At 63.5% G+C, this 19,266-nt stretch carries 16 protein-coding genes; 11 read left to right on the top strand and 5 right to left on the bottom strand.

Going from position 1 to position 19,266, the window contains the following annotated elements:
- Window positions 1-137: 137 nt before the first annotated feature.
- Entirely contained in the window at window positions 138-1,580 is a 1,443-nt protein-coding gene (gene ccoN, locus VG99_RS11185; RefSeq protein ID WP_044500005.1) for a cytochrome-c oxidase, cbb3-type subunit I, read from the bottom strand.
- 224 nt (window positions 1,581-1,804) lie between these two features.
- On the opposite strand from ccoN, the gene VG99_RS11180 reads away from it, so the two are divergent.
- From VG99_RS11180 to VG99_RS11155, 6 genes are all read left to right on the top strand, one after another.
- On the top strand, window positions 1,805-2,968 hold the full coding sequence (locus VG99_RS11180) for an isovaleryl-CoA dehydrogenase (RefSeq protein ID WP_044500003.1): 1,164 nt from the start codon (window positions 1,805-1,807) through the stop codon (window positions 2,966-2,968).
- 37 nt (window positions 2,969-3,005) lie between these two features.
- Window positions 3,006-4,613, top strand: coding sequence for a carboxyl transferase domain-containing protein (locus VG99_RS11175; RefSeq protein ID WP_044500002.1), 1,608 nt, complete (start codon window positions 3,006-3,008; stop codon window positions 4,611-4,613).
- Window positions 4,614-4,704: 91 nt separating this feature from the next.
- The gene (locus VG99_RS11170) at window positions 4,705-5,496 is read left to right on the top strand and encodes a gamma-carboxygeranoyl-CoA hydratase (protein WP_044499996.1); all 792 of its coding nucleotides are present in this window, start codon (window positions 4,705-4,707) and stop codon (window positions 5,494-5,496) included.
- Between the two features lie 4 nt (window positions 5,497-5,500).
- Window positions 5,501-7,396 carry an acetyl/propionyl/methylcrotonyl-CoA carboxylase subunit alpha gene (locus VG99_RS11165; RefSeq protein WP_044499995.1) on the top strand — a complete coding sequence of 632 codons (1,896 nt, stop codon included), beginning with the start codon at window positions 5,501-5,503 and terminating at the stop codon, window positions 7,394-7,396.
- 72 nt (window positions 7,397-7,468) lie between these two features.
- Window positions 7,469-8,374 carry a hydroxymethylglutaryl-CoA lyase gene (locus VG99_RS11160; protein ID WP_044499994.1) on the top strand — a complete coding sequence of 302 codons (906 nt, stop codon included), beginning with the start codon at window positions 7,469-7,471 and terminating at the stop codon, window positions 8,372-8,374.
- Window positions 8,375-8,388: 14 nt separating this feature from the next.
- Entirely contained in the window at window positions 8,389-10,338 is a 1,950-nt protein-coding gene (locus tag VG99_RS11155) for an acetoacetate--CoA ligase (RefSeq protein ID WP_044499992.1), read from the top strand.
- Here the strand turns inward: VG99_RS11155 and VG99_RS11150 are convergent, their stop codons facing one another.
- Both VG99_RS11150 and VG99_RS11145 read right to left on the bottom strand, forming a co-directional pair.
- On the bottom strand, window positions 10,339-11,217 hold the full coding sequence (locus VG99_RS11150; RefSeq protein ID WP_082050033.1) for a cache domain-containing protein: 879 nt from the start codon (window positions 11,215-11,217) through the stop codon (window positions 10,339-10,341).
- Window positions 11,218-11,322: 105 nt separating this feature from the next.
- Window positions 11,323-12,219 carry a LysR family transcriptional regulator gene (locus VG99_RS11145; RefSeq protein ID WP_044499988.1) on the bottom strand — a complete coding sequence of 299 codons (897 nt, stop codon included), beginning with the start codon at window positions 12,217-12,219 and terminating at the stop codon, window positions 11,323-11,325.
- Between the two features lie 124 nt (window positions 12,220-12,343).
- On the opposite strand from VG99_RS11145, the gene VG99_RS11140 reads away from it, so the two are divergent.
- Genes VG99_RS11140 through VG99_RS11120 form a run of 5 tightly spaced genes read left to right on the top strand, consistent with a single transcriptional unit; the run spans window position 12,344 to window position 17,855 of the window.
- Window positions 12,344-13,852 (top strand): CoA-acylating methylmalonate-semialdehyde dehydrogenase, encoded by a 1,509-nt coding sequence (locus VG99_RS11140; RefSeq protein ID WP_044499987.1) that lies wholly within the window; start codon window positions 12,344-12,346, stop codon window positions 13,850-13,852.
- A gap of 53 nt (window positions 13,853-13,905) precedes the next feature.
- The gene (locus VG99_RS11135; RefSeq protein WP_044499985.1) at window positions 13,906-14,679 is read left to right on the top strand and encodes an enoyl-CoA hydratase; all 774 of its coding nucleotides are present in this window, start codon (window positions 13,906-13,908) and stop codon (window positions 14,677-14,679) included.
- A 56-nt stretch (window positions 14,680-14,735) separates the two neighbouring features.
- Complete coding sequence (gene mmsB, locus VG99_RS11130) at window positions 14,736-15,629, top strand: 3-hydroxyisobutyrate dehydrogenase (protein WP_044499984.1); 894 nt, start codon at window positions 14,736-14,738, stop codon at window positions 15,627-15,629.
- The gene (locus VG99_RS11125; protein WP_044499982.1) at window positions 15,626-16,690 is read left to right on the top strand and encodes an enoyl-CoA hydratase/isomerase family protein; all 1,065 of its coding nucleotides are present in this window, start codon (window positions 15,626-15,628) and stop codon (window positions 16,688-16,690) included. The genes mmsB and VG99_RS11125 overlap by 4 nt, the downstream gene beginning before the upstream one ends.
- A gap of 13 nt (window positions 16,691-16,703) precedes the next feature.
- On the top strand, window positions 16,704-17,855 hold the full coding sequence (locus tag VG99_RS11120) for an acyl-CoA dehydrogenase family protein (protein WP_044499979.1): 1,152 nt from the start codon (window positions 16,704-16,706) through the stop codon (window positions 17,853-17,855).
- Between the two features lie 47 nt (window positions 17,856-17,902).
- Here VG99_RS11120 and VG99_RS11115 read toward each other — a convergent pair whose 3' ends face one another.
- Together VG99_RS11115 and VG99_RS11110 are read right to left on the bottom strand one after the other, a co-directional pair.
- Window positions 17,903-18,580: a glutathione S-transferase gene (locus VG99_RS11115; protein ID WP_044501609.1), complete on the bottom strand. Its 678-nt coding sequence runs from the start codon at window positions 18,578-18,580 to the stop codon at window positions 17,903-17,905.
- Between the two features lie 50 nt (window positions 18,581-18,630).
- On the bottom strand, window positions 18,631-19,263 hold the full coding sequence (locus VG99_RS11110; protein ID WP_420848298.1) for a response regulator transcription factor: 633 nt from the start codon (window positions 19,261-19,263) through the stop codon (window positions 18,631-18,633).
- Between the last annotated feature and the right edge of the window lie 3 nt (window positions 19,264-19,266).

Here is a 19,266-nt window from a genome sequence, read left to right as displayed (position 1 = left end):
AAAGCACATCAGAAACCGGAACTTGCAAAGGGGATTTAACGAGCCGGATATTTTGGGCTCTGGAATGGCCGCAGGCAATTCAATAATAATTGAGTTTTTATACAGTAATTCCTATATCAACCTGATCATGGCCTCCCTCAGGAAGCCGTGATCAGGTTGTCCTGCTGCGTGGATGCGGCTGCGCGGCGGATGGTCATGGCACAATTGAACGCCATCAGCACCATGCCCGCCGCGAAAATGCCGCCGCCTATCATCCGTACGATATATCCAGGATGGCTGGCATCCAGGGCCTCGACAAAGGAGTAGGTCAGGGTGCCGTCGAGGTTGACCGCCCGCCACATCAGCCCCTGGGTAATGCCATTGACCCACATGGCAACGATATACAGCACCGTCCCCATGCTCGCCATCCAGAAATGCACGTTGATCAACTTGATGCTGTACATCCCTTTCCGGCCCCAGAGCCTGGGCACCATATGGTAGAGCGCACCGATGCTGATCATCGCCACCCAGCCCAGGGCCCCGGCGTGCACGTGGCCGATGGTCCAGTCGGTATAGTGCGACAGCGCGTTCACGGTCTTGATCGCCATCATCGGCCCTTCGAAGGTCGACATGCCGTAGAACGCCAGCGCCACGACCAGGAACCGCAGGATCGGATCGCTGCGCAATTTATGCCAGGCGCCGGACAGGGTCATCATGCCGTTGATCATGCCGCCCCAACTGGGCGCCAGCAGGATGATCGACATCACCATGCCCAGGGTCTGCGCCCAATCCGGCAGCGCGGTGTAGTGCAGGTGATGCGGGCCGGCCCAGATGTACAGGGCGATAACCGCCCAGAAATGCACGATGGACAGGCGATAGGAATAGATGGGCCGTTCCGCCTGCTTGGGTACGTAGTAATACATCAGGCCGAGAAACCCGACCGACAGGATGAAGCCCACCACGCTGTGGCCATACCACCACTGGATCATGGCATCGGCAGCGCCGGCATAGATCGGATAGGACTTGAACAGCGACACCGGCACGTCGATATGGTTAACCACGTGCACCAGGCCGGTGACGATGATGAAAGCCCCGTAGAACCAGTTGCCCACGTAGATGTGCTTGACCTGCCGCCGGGCGATGGTGGCGAAGAACAGGTAACCGTAAGCGAGCCAGACCAGGGTGATCAGGGTCGCAATCGGCCAGATCATTTCCGCGTACTCCTTGCTGGTGGTCAGGCCGTTCGCGTAACTGAGGATGATCGCCACGATGATCGTCTGCCAACCCCAGAACACGAAATTCGCGACCCGGTCGGACACCAGGCGTACCCGGCTGGTGCGCTGGACCACATAAAGCGAGGTAGCGAACAGCGCGCCGCCGCCAAAGGCGAAAATCACCAGATTGGTATGGATGGGGCGAATACGTCCGAAGCTGAACCAGGGCAGATCGAAATTCAATGCCGGCCAGACCAGCTGCGCAGCCAGCACCACACCCACCGCCATGCCCAACACGCCCCACACCAGGGTCATGAGGGTGAACTTGCGAACCACATCGTAGTTGTAGCCGGGCTTCGCACCAGCTGAAGCGAAGGAAGGATGCATGATGACTCCATTGATAAACAGACAGGCGGAACCGGACTAGTTTGCGCCTGACATTGAATATAAACAAACCAATAATAACTAACGTTAAATTCATTTGTGGTTATTTATAGGTTTTCTATTGTCGCTTCGCCCCGCCCCGGTTGGTCGACACATTGACACCCCGCCTGCCGCTGCTAGCTTGATCAATAGTCACAGCCAGAAGAACAGAACAACAAAGGTGACCCATGAACCCACCCCACCTCGATTTTGCCCTGGGGGAAACCCTCGACTTGCTGCGCGAGCAGGTGCGGGGCTTCGTTGATCGGGAGCTGGCCCCGCGGGCCGCTGCCATCGACCGTGATAACCAGTTTCCCAGGGACATGTGGCGCAAGCTGGGCGACATGGGCTTGCTCGGCATCACCGCACCGGAGCAGCACGGCGGCGCCGGCCTGGGTTACCTGGCCCACGCTCTGGTGATGGAAGAAATCAGCCGCGGCTCCGCCTCCGTAGCGCTGTCCTATGGCGCCCATTCCAATCTGTGCGTGAACCAGATCTGTCGCAACGGCAGCGCCGAACAGCAGGCCCGATACCTGCCCCAGCTGATCTCCGGCGAGCACGTGGGGGCACTCGCCATGAGCGAACCCAACGCCGGCTCCGACGTGGTCAGCATGCGGTTGCGCGCCGAGCGCCGAGGCGATCACTTTGTGCTCAACGGCAGCAAGATGTGGATAACCAACGGGCCGGATGCCGATATCTATGTTATCTACGCCAAAACCGAGCCCGACCGCGGTGCCCGCGGCCTGACGGCCTTCATCCTGGAAGGCGACAGCCCCGGCTTTTCCCGTGGGCCCAAGCTGGACAAGCTGGGCATGCGCGGCTCCAACACCTGCGCGCTGTTTTTCGACGAGGTAACCGTGCCGCTGGCCAATGTGCTGGGCGAGATCAACGACGGTGCGCGGGTATTGATGAGCGGGCTGGACTACGAACGGGTGGTGCTGGCCGGCGGACCGGTGGGGATCATGCAGGCCTGCCTGGATGTGGTGCTGCCCTACATCCACGACCGCCAGCAATTCGGCCGCAGCATTGGCGAGTTTCAGCTGATCCAGGGCAAAGTCGCCGACCTCTATACCAGCCTCAACGCCAGCCGCGCCTACCTGTATGCCGTGGCTCGCAGTTGCGACCTCGGCCGGGCCAGCCGGCAGGACGCCGCCGGGGTGATCCTCTATACCGCCGAACAGGCGACCCGTGCCGCGCTGGATGCTATCCAGATCCTCGGGGGCAACGGCTATATCAATGACTACCCCACCGGTCGCCTGCTGCGTGATGCCAAGCTGTACGAGATCGGCGCCGGCACCAGCGAGATCCGGCGGATGCTGATCGGCCGGGAGTTGTTCGAGCAGAGCCGCTAAGTCGCCACGGGCGCCCTGCCTATCGTTGGGAGAGACCATGGCCATATTCCACACCCAGCTCGATGTCCATTCACCCGAGTACGCCGCCAACCGCAGCGCCATGCTGCGTGAGGTGACGGCACTGCGCACGCTGCTTGAGCGCATTGCTCAGGGTGGCGGTGAACAGGCCCAGGCGCGCCACTGCGGCCGGGGAAAACTCTTGCCCCGGGAACGCATCGATACCCTGCTTGATCCCGGCTCGCCGTTTCTCGAAATCTGCCCGCTGGCTGCCCATGGGGTATATGACGAGGAGGTGCCCGCCGCAGGGCTGATCGCCGGTATCGGTCGGGTCGCTGGGGTCGAGTGCATGATCATCGCCAACGACGCCACCGTCAAAGGCGGCAGCTACTACCCCCTGACAGTGAAGAAGCACCTGCGGGCCCAGGCTATTGCCGAACAGAACCGCCTGCCCTGCCTCTATCTGGTCGACTCGGGCGGCGCCAACCTGCCGCGCCAGGATGAGGTGTTTCCCGACCGCGAGCATTTCGGCCGCATCTTCTTCAACCAGGCGCGGATGAGCGCCCAGGGCATACCGCAGCTTGCGGTGGTGATGGGCTCCTGCACCGCCGGAGGCGCCTATGTCCCGGCCATGGCCGACGAAACCATCATGGTGCGCAACCAGGCCACCATCTTCCTGGCCGGCCCGCCGCTGGTCCGGGCGGCCACGGGTGAGGTGGTCAGCGCCGAGGAGCTGGGCGGCGCGGATGTGCATTGCCGCACCTCCGGCGTGGCCGACCATTACGCCGAGAACGATGAACACGCCCTGGAACTGGCCCGGCGCTGCGTCGCCCAGCTCAATTGGCGCAAGCTGGGGCAACTCCAGACTCGTCAGCCCCAGGCGCCGCGTTATCCCGCGGACGAGTTGTACGGGATCATTCCGGCCCAGGCGAAACAATCCTATGACGTGCGCGAGGTCATCGCCCGGCTGGTGGACGCTAGCGAGTTCGATGAATTCAAGGCGCTGTTCGGCACTACCCTGGTGTGCGGCTTCGCCCACTTACATGGCTATCCGCTGGCGATCCTCGCCAACAACGGCGTGCTGTTTGCCGAGGCGGCGCAAAAAGGCGCGCACTTTATCGAGCTGGCGTGCCAACGGGGCATCCCGCTACTGTTTCTGCAGAACATTACCGGCTTCATGGTCGGCCAGAAGTACGAGGCCGGCGGCATCGCCAAGCATGGCGCCAAGCTGGTCACCGCCGTCGCCTGCGCCCGGGTGCCCAAGTTCACCGTGATCATCGGCGGCAGCTTCGGTGCCGGCAACTACGGCATGTGCGGCCGCGCCTATGATCCGCGCTTTCTTTGGATGTGGCCCAACGCGCGGATCGGCGTCATGGGTGGCGAACAGGCCGCCGGGGTGCTGGTGCAGGTCAAGCGCGACCAGGCCGAGCGCCGTGGCCTGGCTTTCTCGGAGCAGGAGGAACAACAGCTGCGCCAGCCGATACTGGAGCAATATGAACGTCAGGGGCACCCATTCTATTCGAGTGCCAGACTGTGGGATGACGGGGTGATCGACCCGGCGCAGACGCGGGATGTAGTGGGGTTGGCGCTTTCAGCGAGTTTGAATGCGGCGGTGGAAGAGACGCGGTTTGGCGTGTTCCGGATGTAATGGGAGTGCGGCGGCTCCCTCTCCCCTCGCGGGAGAGGGCTGGGGAGAGGGGCAGATAAGCTCAAGCGACAGGATAAGGGAGAAACAAACCATGCAGTTCAATACCATCCAGCTGGAACGCCATCCCCGCGGCTACGCCACCCTGTGGCTAAACCGCGTGGACAAGCACAACGCCTTCAATGCCGAGATGATTGAAGAACTGCTCACCGCACTCGACCATCTGCGTGAGGATCACCAGCTGCGCTTTCTCCTTCTGCGCGGCCGGGGCAAGCATTTCTGCGCCGGTGCCGATCTGCAGTGGATGCGTCAGTCCGCCGAGCTGGACTACACCGGCAACCTGCGCGATGCCGAGGCCATGGCCGAGGTCATGTACCGCCTGTACCAGTTGCCCATGCCGACCCTGGCGGTGGTCCAGGGGGCGGCATTCGGCGGGGCCCTCGGGCTGATTGCCTGCTGCGATATCGCCATCGGCGCCGAGGATGCCCAGTTATCACTGTCCGAGGTGCGGATTGGCCTGGCGCCAGCGGTGATCAGCCCCTTTGTGGTCAAGGCCATGGGTGAGCGGGCCAGCCGCCGTTACGCCATCAGTGGCGAACGCTTTTCCGGCCGCCGCGCCGAAGAGCTGGGCCTGCTGACGGAGAGCTGCCCCTCAGCCGAACTGGAACAGCGGCAGGCGGACTGGATCACTACCCTACTGCAGAACAGCCCCCAGGCCATGCGTGCCAGCAAGGCCCTGGTGCATGCGGCCACCGCCCACCAACTTTCCCTGGAGCTGCGCCATTACACCCAGCAAAGCATTGTGCAGATCCGCGCCAGTGCAGAGGGCCGGGAAGGCATCCGCGCCTTCCTGGAAAAACGTACCCCCAACTGGATCGAGGAATAAACTGATGATCACCACGCTGCTGGTGGCCAACCGGGGCGAAATCGCCTGCCGCATCATGCGCACCGCCAGCGCCATGGGCATCACTACCGTGGCCGTGCATAGCGCGGTGGACCGGGATGCCTTACACGTTCATCAGGCCGACCAGGCGGTGGACCTGGGCGGTGTCCGGGCCAGCGAAAGCTACCTGGACATCAACCGCATCATCCAGGCCGCACTCGCCAGCGGCGCCCAGGCGATCCATCCGGGTTATGGCTTTCTCTCAGAAAACGCCGCCTTCGCCCGGGCTGTCAGCGCGGCGGGCCTGCTGCTGGTTGGCCCACCCGCCGCCGCCATCGAGGCCATGGGTGACAAGTCCGCTGCCAAAGCGCTGATGGCCGAGGCTGGGGTACCGCTGGTGCCGGGCTATCACGGTGCGGACCAGTCGCCGCAGGCCTTTGTCGAGGCCGCGCGGCAGATCGGTTATCCCGCACTGCTCAAGGCCAGTGCTGGGGGCGGCGGTAAGGGCATGAAGATAGTACAGAGCGAGGCCGAACTGGCCGCGGCCCTGCAATCGGCCCGGCGCGAGGCCCAGGCGGCCTTTGGTGACGATCGCCTGCTGCTGGAGAAATACCTGCCCAGACCGCGCCATGTGGAGATCCAGGTGTTTGCCGACTGCCAGGGCAACTGCCTCTACCTGCACGAACGGGACTGCTCGATCCAGCGCCGCCACCAGAAAGTACTCGAAGAGGCGCCCGCCCCCGGCCTGAGTCAGCCACTGCGCCAGACCATGGGCCAGGCCGCAGTGCGGGCGGCCCTGGCGATCGGCTATGTAGGCGCAGGCACTGTGGAATTCCTGTTGGACGAGCGCGGTGATTTCTTCTTCATGGAAATGAATGCCCGGCTGCAGGTGGAGCATCCGGTGACCGAGGCCATTACCGGGCTGGACCTGGTGGAATGGCAGCTGCGCGTCGCCCAGGGCGAGACCCTGCCGCTGGGTCAGGAGCAGGTCCCCCTGCAAGGCCACGCCATGGAAGTGCGGCTGTACGCCGAGGACCCGGACCAAGACTTCCTCCCCGCCAGCGGCCGGCTGCAGTTGTACCAGGAGCCCCCGCTCAAGCCCGGCCAGCGGATCGACAGCGGCGTGCGCGAGGGCGATGTCATTTCTCCCTACTATGATCCGATGTTGGGCAAGCTGATTGCCTGGGGCGCGGATCGTGAGCAGGCCCGGCGGCTATTGTTGGACCTGCTAAAACGCACCCTGGTCGGCGGCATTCGCAGTAATCGCCGCTTCCTGCAGCGATTACTGGAACACCCTGCGTTTGTAGCCGGGGAACTGGACACCGGTTTTATCGAGCGTCACGCCGCGGACCTCCTGCCGCCTGTCGAGTCCCTGCCCGACGCCTTCTGGGAGCAGGCGGCCCGGCAGTTTGTCGCCACCCTGCCCGCCATCCGGCGGGGCGATGACCCCGGCTCGCCCTGGGAGCGCAGCGACGGCCTGCGTTTGGGCCTGCCTGCGGCGACACGGCTGCATCTGCAATGCAATGGTGAACAACGCGTGCTGTATCTCGGCGCCAGCCAGCCGGCCCAACCGACGGCCCTGGCAGTCCGCCGGGGCGAGGTGCTCTATGTGCAATGGCAGGGTGAGCTGCACGCCGTACGACAATACGACCCGCTGACAGAGGCCAGCGGCCATCACCTCGCTTCAGGCGGACTTACCGCGCCGATGAACGGTAGCGTCGTGCGGGTGTTGGTGTCGCCGGGCCAACAGGTGGACGTGGGCGCTGCGCTGCTGGTGCTGGAGGCGATGAAAATGGAACACAGCATCCGCGCCGATCAGGCCGGCACGGTCAAGCGCATCCTGTTTGCCGAAGGCGATATGGTCAGTGAGGGCAGCCTGTTGCTGGAGCTGGAGCCGGGTTGACCTTCGCAAACGGCTGCGCCCGCCGGGGCTCGCTATACTCGAAGCAAGCAACCAGCAGTACCGGAGATCCCAATGTCCCTGCCCGAGCACGTCCGCCTGGTGGAAGTCGGCCCCCGCGATGGGCTGCAGAACGAGGCCCAGCATCTTTCCGTGGCCCAGCGTATCGAGCTGGTTGACCGCCTGACGGCGGCCGGACTAGGGCATATCGAGGTCGGCAGCTTTGTCTCGCCCCGCTGGGTGCCGCAGATGGCCGACTCCGCCGCGGTACTGGCCGCTATCACGCGCCAGCCGGGGGTGCGCTACAGCGTCCTGACACCCAATCTGCGCGGCCTGGAGGATGCCATTGCCGCTGGTGCCCGTGAGGTAGCGGTGTTTGCCTCGGCCTCGGAGGGATTTTCCTGGCGCAATATCAACTGTTCGATCAGCGAAAGCCTGCAACGCTTCGTGCCGGTTATGGAACTGGCTGCCGCACGCGGCATGGCGGTGCGCGGTTATGTTTCCTGCGTGTTGGGCTGCCCCTATGACGGCACCGTCGCGCCGGAGCAGGTGGCTACAGTCAGCGCCGAGCTGCTGGCAATGGGATGCTACGAGGTGTCCCTGGGAGACACCATCGGTGTCGGCGTGCCCAGCGCGACCCGCCACTTACTGGAGACCGTCGGTCAACGCGTGCCCCGGCAGCAACTGGCCGGGCATTTTCATGACACCTATGGCCAGGCACTGACCAATATCTACGCTGCCCTGCTGGAAGGCGTCGCAGTATTCGACAGCTCCGTCGCCGGGCTGGGTGGCTGCCCCTACGCCAGGGGCGCCAGTGGCAATGTGGCCAGCGAGGACGTGGTCTACCTGCTGCAGGGCATGGGCATCCGCACCGGCGTGGAGCTAACGAAACTGGTGGAAGCCAGCCACTGGATCTGCCAGCTGTTGCGCCGGGACAACGGCTCCCGGGTTGCGCGGGCACTGCTGGCCCGAGCCGATTAGACCAGGAGTAGAGCATGCCCCAACCGCTATGGACGCCCAGCGCCGAACGCATCCGCCACAGCCGGATGGAGGCGTTTCGCCAATACGTGAATCGGCAGTACCAGCTGAACCTGGCCGACTACAGCCAGTTGCATGCCTGGAGCGTCGACCGACGAGCCGACTTCTGGAACAGTCTGGCGCAGTTCTTCGATGTGCATTTCAGTAGCCCGGCCGAGAAGGTGCTGGAAGAAGCCCAGGACATGACCCAGGCACGCTGGTTCACAGGCGCACGCCTCAACTACGCCGAGCACCTGCTGCGGCGCACGGATGAACGCCCAGCGCTGATCAGTATCAACGAGGCCGGGGAGCGGACACAGCTGAGCCATGCCCAGCTCCATGCCCATGTCGCGGGGCTGCAGCGGAGCCTGGCAGCGGCCGGCGTAGGTGTGGGTGATCGGGTTGCCGCCGTGCTGCCCAATGCCTGGCAGGCCATTGTCGCCATGCTGGCCGCCACCAGCCTAGGTGCGATCTGGTCGTCCTGCTCGCCTGACTTCGGCGCCCAGGGCATCGTCGACCGTTTCGGCCAGATCGCGCCCAAGGTGTTGATCGCCTGCGCCGGTTATCAGTACGCTGGCAAGCAGATTACGCTGGGAGAACGGCTGGCACAGGTGCTGCGGCAGTTGCCCAGCGTCAAGCAGTTGGTGCTGACTGGCGCTAACGCGGAAGTGCCGCAACCAACGGCGCCCGGCGTGGCCGTTTGCGCGTGGGACAGCTTCTACCAGCCCGGCGGTAGCCCGACCTTTGCCGCCCTGCCCTTCGACCACCCGCTGTATATCCTGTATTCCAGCGGCACCACGGGCGTGCCCAAATGCATCGTCCACCGCAGCGGCGGCGTGCTGCTGCAACACCTGAAGGAACTGGGCTTGCATACGGACCTGCAGCCGGAAGACCGCTTGTTCTACTACACCACCTGTGGCTGGATGATGTGGAACTGGCTGGCCTCAGGGCTCGCCGTTGGCGCCACCCTGATACTGTACGACGGGGCCCCGCTGTACCCGAACGATGCCAGGCTGATCGACCTGATCGATGCCGAAGGCATCACTGTCTTCGGCACCAGCGCCCGTTACCTCGCCGCGCTGGAGAAGGCCAACCTGCGACCGGCACACAGCCACCGCCTCGACAGCCTGCGTACCATCCTCTCAACCGGCTCGCCGCTGGCACCGGAGGGCTTCGACTATGTGTACCGCGACATCAAGCGGGACGTGCAGCTATCGTCCATTTCCGGTGGTACCGATATCGTCTCCTGCTTTGCGCTTGGCAATCCGTTGCAGTCAGTCTGGCGCGGCGAACTGCAGGGCGCGGGGCTGGGCATGGCGGTGGAGGTATGGAATGACGATGGGCAGCGGGTCACCGGTGAAAAGGGCGAACTGGTCTGCAACCGCGCTTTCCCATCCATGCCGCTGGGCTTCTGGAACGACCCGGATGGCAGCCGCTACCGCGCCGCCTACTTCGAGCGCTTTCCCGGCGTGTGGGCCCATGGTGATTATGCCGAGCAGACCGAACACGGCGGGCTGGTCATCCATGGCCGCTCGGACGCCATCCTCAACCCCGGCGGGGTGCGGATTGGTACGGCGGAGATCTACCGCCAGGTAGAGCGCATCGACGAGGTGCTGGAATCGGTTGCCATCGGCCAGCGGTGGCAGGGAGACGAGCGGGTGGTGCTGTTCGTGATATTACGTGACGGGGTCGCGCTGGATGACGCGCTGCAGCAGCGCATCAGGACCGCAATTCGCCAGCACACCACACCACGGCATGTACCGGCCCGGATCGTCCCGGTCCGAGATATACCGCGCACTCGCAGCGGCAAGATAGCCGAACTGGCCGTGCGCGATGCAGTGCACGACCAACCGGTGAAGAACACCGAAGCTTTGGCCAACCCGGAGGCGCTGGCGCATTTTCGCCACCGGGTCGAGCTTCAGCAGTAGTTACTCGGCGCTGGCCTGCGCGCCGTCGCCGTTATTGGGCTGGTAATACCCCACCGCCACCAGGTAGTTGCCGACCTTGCGTGCATAGGCATGCTTGTGCTCAGTATCACCGGTGATCGGATGCTTCCACTGGTAGTCGAATTCGACCATTTCAGTGGTCGCGATCTTGTCCAGCGCCTCCTGGCCAAAGGGCTTGCCGACCCGATCAGCCAGCGCACCGAAGTCGCGGCCGACGAGGCGCAGGTTGGAGCCGTGGGCGACGAAGCGCTGGCTGTCCAGCTCGACCACGAATACATAGAGATCATCCTGGTAGAAGCGCGGATCAAGCGCGTTGATCGCGTTGAAGGTCTCCCGCGCGTTGCTGCTCACCGCCTCGGCGGCCGTCTCCAGCAGCTGCAGCGCCTGCTCGGAGCTCGCCCGCGGCTGGTAGTAACCCACGGCCAGAACCGTATCGCCTACCCGCTGGAAATACACATGCTTGGTGATCTTTCTCCCACCAGTATTCCAGCTGCCCCAGGGATAATCTGCCTCGAGGATCTCACCGTTCTCCGGCTGGCTCAGTGCCTGCTGGAACTTCGGCTTGAGCTCATCATCGATGGAGTTCATGATGTCCCGCCCGATCAGCATGACCGACGGGCCGCCGCTCGCCAGCATGATGCCGTTGGTGTTGATGGCAAAAACATAAAGATCATCCTTGACGAAGCGCCCCTGCCGGCTGAATACCGCCAGCGCCTTGTCGCCGTTTTCCTTGTAGTAGTCCACAGCTTCGGTCAGCAAAGCGCGGGCCTGCGCGCCATCGTCCTCCGCCTGCGCGTATGCGCCCCCAACTCCCACTCCTGTCCATAGCAGTACCAGCAGCATCCAGTTTCTCAACATCATGTCATCCTCATCGCGATATAGTCGTCCCAGTATCAGATTAGTCAGGATAGGAGTAAAAACCACGTTCCGCCTTCCGGCCCAGGTAACCGCCTGAGCAAATGAGGGCTAACCAACCGACCCCATCAATCGCCCCCGCTCCCGCTCCGCCTGTTCGCGGAGAAAATCCCAGGTCACCCGCATCCGCGCAATATCCTTCAATTCAATCGGCATCAACATCCAGAAAGTGCGGATAAAGCGGATCTGGGCCGGCATGATCAGGCTCAACCGCGAGTCTTGGTCGGCAGTAAATGCCGGCAGGATACCCAAGCCGGCGCCAGCAGCAATCGCCTCCTGTTGCGCCAGCACGCTGGTACTACGCACCCCGACCGCGCCGGAGCCGGCAATCTCGTCGAGGAACAGCAGGTCCTTGCTGAACACCAGGTCGTCCACGTAACTGACGAAGCGGTGTTTCTCCAGATCACTGCGGCTGTTGATTGGACCATGCTGCTGCAGGTAATCCTTGCCCGCATAGAGGCGCAGCACATAGTCGGTGAGTTTGGTGATGATAAAGGGGCCGCGCTCGGGGCGCTCCAGGGTAATGACAATGTCTGCCTCATGACGGGACAGGCGCACTGCGCGGGGCAGCGCCAGCAGGTCAAGGTGCAAATGCGGATGGCGGTGACTGAGTTCACTGAGCTGCCCCGCCACCAACATGGTGCCGTAGCCCTCGGTGGCACCGATGCGCACCTGGCCGGAGAGGCTATCCCCCGGGCTGGGCAGCGCCTGCTCGATGCGCACGCTGGCTCCTTCCATCAACTCCACCTGCGGCAGGAGGCTGCGCCCGGCCTCGGTCAGGGTGTAGCCGCTGGTATCGCGCAGGAACAATGCGACGCCCAGGCTTTTCTCCAAGGCCTGCAGCCGCCGGGAAACCGTGGTGTGGTCAACCCCAAGTCGCCGGGCCGCCGTGGTCAGTCGCCCTGCCCGGCTCAACTCCAGGAAAAACCGCAGGTTGTCCCAATCCATTTCCTCTCCCTGTGCAAAAACGCAGACCCAACTTGCGAATGAGCCAATTGTTTATGGGAAAAACGCACTGCTACTATCCATGACATCTTTCCAGACGACAAGGGCCACGGCCCAGAGGGCACCAATGAGCAATAACAATATTCCTACCGTCAAGTTGCTGATCAACGGCGAGTTCGTTGAATCGAAGACCGATCAATGGCGCGACGTGGTCAACCCGGCCACCCAGGAAGTCCTGGCCCGTGTACCCTTCGCCACCCAGGACGAAATCAACGCCGCCGTGGCCAACGCCAAGGAAGCCTTCAAGACCTGGCGCAAGACGCCGATCGGTGCCCGCGCCCGCATTTTCCTCAAGTATCAGCAGCTGATCCGCGAGAACATGAAGGAGCTAGCCGCCATCCTCACCGCCGAGCAGGGCAAGACCCTGGCCGATGCCGAAGGCGATGTATTCCGTGGTCTGGAAGTGGTCGAACACGCCTCCGCCGTGGGCAACCTGCAACTGGGCGAGCTGGCCAACAACGTGGCCGGTGGTGTCGACACCTACACCCTGCTGCAGCCGCTGGGCGTCTGCGCCGGTATCACCCCGTTCAACTTCCCGGCGATGATCCCGCTGTGGATGTTCCCCATGGCCATCGCCACCGGTAACACCTTCGTACTCAAGCCCTCCGAACAGGACCCCATGGTCACCATGCGCCTGGCCGAACTGGCGCTGGAAGCCGGCATCCCGCCGGGCGTACTGAACGTGATCCACGGCGGCGTGGACGCGGTGAATGCGGTCTGCGACCACCCGGACATCAAAGCCGTTTCCTTCGTCGGCTCCACCCATGTCGGCACCCACGTCTACAACCGCGCCAGCCAGGCCGGCAAGCGCGTACAGTGCATGATGGGCGCGAAGAACCACGCCATCGTCATGCCCGACGCCAACAAGGAGCAGACCCTCAATAACCTGGTGGGAGCCGCCTTCGGTGCGGCCGGTCAGCGCTGCATGGCCCTGCCGGTAATCATCCTGGTGGGCGAGTCGCGCAACTGGCTGCCGGAACTGGCGCGCAAGGCCCAGGGCCTCAAGGTCAGCGCCGGCGTCGAGCCGGGTACCGATGTCGGCCCGGTCATCTCCCGCTCCGCGCTGGAGCGCATCAACGATCTGATCCAGCAGGGTATCGATGAAGGCGCCGAGCTGGTGCTGGATGGTCGCAGCCCCGAGGTCCCCGGCTACGCCGATGGCAACTTCGTCGGCCCGACCATCCTGGCGGGCGTCAAGCCGGGCATGAGCGTGTACGACACCGAAATCTTCGGGCCGGTACTCTGCGTGATGGAAGCCGACTCCCTGGACGAGGCGATCGAGATCATCAACGCCAACCCGAACGGTAACGGCACCGCCATCTTCACCCGTTCCGGTGGCATCGCCCGCCGCTTCCAGGAAGACATCGACGTGGGTCAGGTCGGCATCAACGTGCCGATTCCGGTACCGGTCCCGCTGTTCTCCTTCAGCGGCTCGCGCGGCTCCAAGCTGGGCGACCTGGGTCCGTACGGCAAGCAGGTGATCCTGTTCTACACCCAGACCAAGACCATCACCGCGCGCTGGTTCGATGACGACGAGCAGGCCGCTGCCGTGAACACGACCATCACCCTGAAGTAATGCCCGAAAGGCCGGCTCCGTAAAGGCCGGCCTCTTTTTGTTGGAGTAGTGACATGAGTTTTGAAACCCTCCTGATCGAGACCCGTGAGCGCGTCGGCCTGATTACCCTGAACCGCCCCCAGGCGTTGAACGCCCTGAACACCCAGGTCCTGGACGAGCTGAACCAGGCGCTGGACCAGTTCGAGAATGACCCGAATATCGGCTGCGTGGTGCTGACCGGCTCCAGCAAGGCCTTTGCTGCCGGTGCCGACATCAAGCAGATGGTCGATCTGCAGTACCCCGGCGTGTTCATGGACGACTTCTTCTCCCCCGCCGACCGCATCGCCAACCGCCGCAAGCCGCTGATCGCCGCGGTGGCCGGTTATGCCCTGGGCGGTGGCTGCGAGCTGGCGATGATCTGCGACTTTATCTATGCCGCGGACAACGCCCGCTTCGGCCAGCCGGAGATCAACCTGGGCGTACTGCCCGGTATCGGTGGTACCCAGCGCCTGACCCGCGCCATCGGCAAGGCCAAGGCCATGGAGATGTGCCTGACCGGTCGCCAGATGGACGCCCAGGAAGCCGAGCAGGCCGGTCTGGTTGCGCGGATCTTCCCGGTGGATCAGTTGCTGGACGAGACCCTGAAGGCCGCCCAGGTCATTGCGGAAAAATCCCTGCCCAGCGTGATGATGACCAAGGAATGCGTGAACCGCGTGTTCGAAACCAGCCTGGCCGAAGGCGTGCGCTTCGAGCGTCGCGTGTTCCACTCCATCTTCGCCACCGCCGACCAGACCGAAGGCATGCAGGCTTTTGTCGAGAAGCGTAAACCCAACTTCAAGCACGGCTGAGTGAGCGAGCGTGCGCAGCACGCCCAACCGCCTGACAACAATAATGAGGCAACCACATGAAAATTGGCTTTATAGGACTGGGTAACATGGGTGGGCCGATGGCCCGTAACCTGATCAAGGCAGGCCACCAGCTCACCGTATCCGACCTCTCGCAAAGCGCCGTCGCCGGTCTGGTCGAGGCCGGTGCTACTGCCGCCGCCAGCATCGCGGAACTGGCCCGCAGCGACGTCGAGCTGATCATAACCATGCTGCCGGCAGCGCCCCACGTGAAGGGCGTCTACCTGGGTGAGAACGGCCTGCTGGCCCATGTGGCTGCGCACGTGCGCCTGATCGACAGCTCTACCATCGACCCCATGAGTGCCCGCGAGGTAGCTACTGCTGCTGGGAAACAGGGTAACCGCATGATTGATGCCCCGGTTTCCGGCGGTACCGGCGGCGCCGCTGCCGGCACCCTGACCTTCATGGTCGGCGGCGACAAGGCGGACTTCGACACGGCCCTGCCAATACTCCAGGCCATGGGCAAAAACATCGTTCACTGTGGCCCCACCGGCAATGGCCAGGTCGCCAAGGTCGCCAACAATATGCTGCTGGCCATCACCATGATCGGCACCGCCGAGGCGATGAACCTGGGCGTGTCCCTGGGCATGGACCCCGCGGTCCTGGCCGGCATAATCAACACCTCCAGCGGCCGCAACTGGAGCTCGGACACCTATAACCCCTATCCTGGCGTCATGGACAACGTACCGGCTTCCCGCGGCTACACCGGCGGTTTCGGTACCGACCTGATGCTCAAGGACCTGGGGCTGGCCACCGAAGCAGCCAGGCAATCGCGGCAACCGGTGATCCTCGGCGGTCTGGCCCAGCAGCTGTACCAGACCTTCAGCAGCCAGGGTAATGGCGCGCTGGACTTCTCTGCCATCATCAAGCTGTACAACGGAGCCATAGAATGACCGAGCAGACCGTACTGGTGGAGGTGCGCAACCGCGTCGGCCACCTGACACTCAACCGCCCTGCCGGCCTCAACGCCCTGAACCTGGACATGGTCCGCCAGCTGCGCCAGCAGCTGGACGCCTGGCTGAACGATGATCAGGTGCGCGTCGTGGTGCTGCGCGCCAATGGCGAGAAAGCCTTCTGCGCCGGTGGCGATATCCGCGGGCTGTATGACAGCTACCTGGCCGGCGATGGCATGTACATGACCTTCTTCCGCGAGGAGTACGCGCTGGATCAGTTGATCCATGACTACCCCAAGCCGGTTGTCGCCCTGATGGACGGCTTCGTGCTGGGCGGCGGCATGGGCCTGGCCCAGGCGGCATCGCATCGGGTGATCACCGAGGGGGTAAAGATGGGCATGCCGGAAACCGGCATCGGCTACTTCCCGGATGTCGGCGGCAGCTACTTCCTGTCCCGCCTGGACGGCGCCATCGGCCAGTACCTGGGCATCACCGGCACCCATATCCGCGCAGCCGATGCCCTCTATTGCGGGCTGGCCGATCACTGCCTCGGCAGCGACCTCGTTGGCGAGCTGGATCAGGCGCTCGATAGCATGCAATGGTCCGACGAACCTGCCAGCGACCTGGACGCGCTGCTGCACAAGCGCGCCTCGCAGAAGATTCCGGGCTCGGAGATCAAGGCCATGCGCTCGGCCATCGATCACCACTTCAGCCAGCCAGACATGCCGCGCATCCGCGCCTCGCTGGCCGCTGAGGAATGCCCCGCCTACCAGGACTGGGCCGAACGTACCCTGGCGGCCATCGACAGCAAATCGCCGTTGGCCATGAACGTCACCCTGGAGCTGCTGCGCCAGGGGCGCGAACTGAGCCTGCCCGACTGCTTTGCACTGGAACTGCACCTGGATGCCCAGTGGTTCGCCGAGGGCGACATCATGGAAGGCGTACGCGCACTCATCGTCGACAAGGACAAGAACCCCCGGTGGAATCCGCCTACGCTGGACGACGTCAGCCCCGCCCGGGTGGCAGCGTTCTTCGCCGACTTCCAACCGGGCCAGGCTTGAGGGAGACAGATAGATGCATGACATCGAGCTTAATGAAGACCAGCGCATGATCCGCGACATGGCCCGCCAGTTTGCCCAGAGCGAACTAGCCCCCCGCGCTGCCGAATGGGACAAGTCCGGCTGGATCGACGACGCTGTGGTAAGCCAGATGGGTGAGCTGGGCCTGCTGGGCATGGTCGTCCCCGAGGAATGGGGCGGCAGCTATGTTGACTACATCGCCTATGCCCTGGCCGTGGAAGAAATCGCCGCCGGCTGCAGCGCCACCGGAGCCATGATGAGCATTCACAACTCGGTGGGCTGTGGCCCGCTGCTCAAATATGGCACCCCTGAGCAGCAGCAAACCTGGCTGCCGGATCTGGCTGCCGGCAGAAAGATCGGCTGCTTTGCCCTGACCGAACCCCAGGCGGGCTCCGAGGCCCATAACCTGCGCACCCGGGCGGTGCTGGACAATGGCGAGTGGGTCATCAACGGCGCCAAACAATTCGTCAGCAACGCCAAACGCGCGCATCTGGCTATCGTGTTTGCCGTTACCGATCCGGAGCTGGGCAAGAAAGGCTTATCAGCCTTCCTGGTGCCCACTGACAACCCCGGTTTCAAGATCGAGCGTATGGAACACAAGATGGGTATCCGCGGTTCGGACACCTGCGCCGTGACCCTGGACAACTGCCGCATCCCCGAGGCCAATCTGCTTGGCCCGCGCGGCAAGGGTCTGGCGATTGCCCTGTCCAACCTGGAAGGCGGCCGCATCGGCATTGCCGCCCAGGCGCTGGGCATCGCTCGGTCGGCCTTTGAAGCCGCCCTGACCTACGCCCGTGAACGCACCCAGTTTGGCGTGCCGCTCACCGAGCACCAGAGCGTTGCCAACATGTTGGCCGACATGCACACCCGCCTCAACGCGGCACGCCTGTTGATTCTGCACGCGGCGCGCCTGCGCACCGAAGGTATCCCCTGCCTGTCGGAAGCCTCCCAGGCCAAGCTGTTCGCCAGTGAAATGGCCGAAGAGGTGTGCTCCAAGGCCGTGCAGATTCACGGCGGCTACGGCTATCTTGAAGACTACCCCGTCGAGCGGCTATACCGCGATGCCCGCATCACCCAGATCTATGAAGGCACCAGCGAAATCCAGCGTCTGCTGATTGCCCGGGAGTTGAAGAACTACCCGCTCTAACATGGGGCCGCCGGGCGCGAGCCCGGCCTTTAAAAAGCGATCCTCGATCACTCCATCCCAGGGCGAACCTCGGGAAACAGCACTGGTACATCACCCGCCTGCCAGGGTGGAAGCTTGACCATGGCGCTCACAAATAACGGATGGGCCAGCCAGTTCCTCAGCCAGCGTTGCAGATTCGGGTACGGCAGGCTGTGGAACACCTCCTGGTCCACATGGGCAAACTGGCGGACAAAGGGCATCACGCCAATATCCGCGACGCTTACCCGGTCACCCAGCAGATAGTCGTTGGCACCAAGCAAGGCTTCCAGCACCTGCAGAAAGCGTTCGCCGCGCTGCAGGTATTCCGACTGGGGCAATTCAGGGTAGCGGTCCGCGTACTTGTAGCGATCCAGCCAGTGCTTGAATTCACTGTCGTTCTGATCGATCAGGGCGCCAGCGCGTGCGAGATCGGTCTGCAGCAGACCTTGCGGATCATTCTGCCGCAGCGCCCAGTCGACTATCTCCCTGCTTTCCTCGATGACCCGCCCGCTTGAGCTTTCACCTGCCGCCCATTCCAGCACCGGAACAGTGCCCTTGGGACTGATGGCGAGCAGCTGCGGCGGCTTGTTCTTCAGTACCACCTCGCGCAGCTCCACCTGCATACCGGCAAACAGGATGCCGAGCCGAGCCCGCATGGCGTACGGGCAACGGCGGAAGGAATATAAACGGGGCAATGCAACGACCATGACATCTTCCTCTTTCCGGGCCGGACGCGATAAGCGATCCGACCAGTCCATCACAACGCCTGCAAACCGAAAGGCGCCACCAACCCCGTTCCTATCGCCATGCCCACCAACGCCGGCAGGCTATCGGCCTGCATGCGCTTCATTACCCGCGAGCGGTACAGGTCCACGGTCTTGACGCTGATCCCCAGCTGCTCGGCGATTTCCCGGTTGCTGTAACCCTGCACCAGCGGCAGCAGCACGTCCCGCTCCCGTGGGGTCAGCTGGGCCAGGCGGTTGCGGATGTCCACCGCCTGGGGGCCACTGGCGATGGGGCGTGAGTTCATGCGCAACGCGCGCTGCACGCTGTCGAGCAGCAGCTGTTCGTTGTAGGGTTTCTCGATGAAGTCGACAGCGCCCCCGCGGAAGGCGCGCACCACGATGGGCACATCGGCGTGGGCGCTGACAAAGATAACGGGGAGCTGGCTGCCCCGTTCGCGCAGCGCATCCTGCACCGCGAGGCCGCCCATGCCGGGCATGCGGATATCCAGCAGGACGCAGGCGGGAAGGTCTTCGTTGTAGCTATCCAGAAAGGCCTGGCCCGAGGCGAAGGGGACGGCGCGCAGGCCGACCGATTCCAGCAGCCACAGGGTGGAGTCGAGCATGCCTTGGTCGTCGTCCACCACATATACCTGCTGCTGATGCATGTC

The sequence above is a fragment of the Pseudomonas saudimassiliensis genome (genome assembly GCF_000939975.1).
Classification (GTDB): Bacteria; Pseudomonadota; Gammaproteobacteria; order Pseudomonadales; family Pseudomonadaceae; genus Halopseudomonas; species Halopseudomonas saudimassiliensis.
This window is presented reverse-complemented; position numbering and strand designations above follow the sequence as displayed.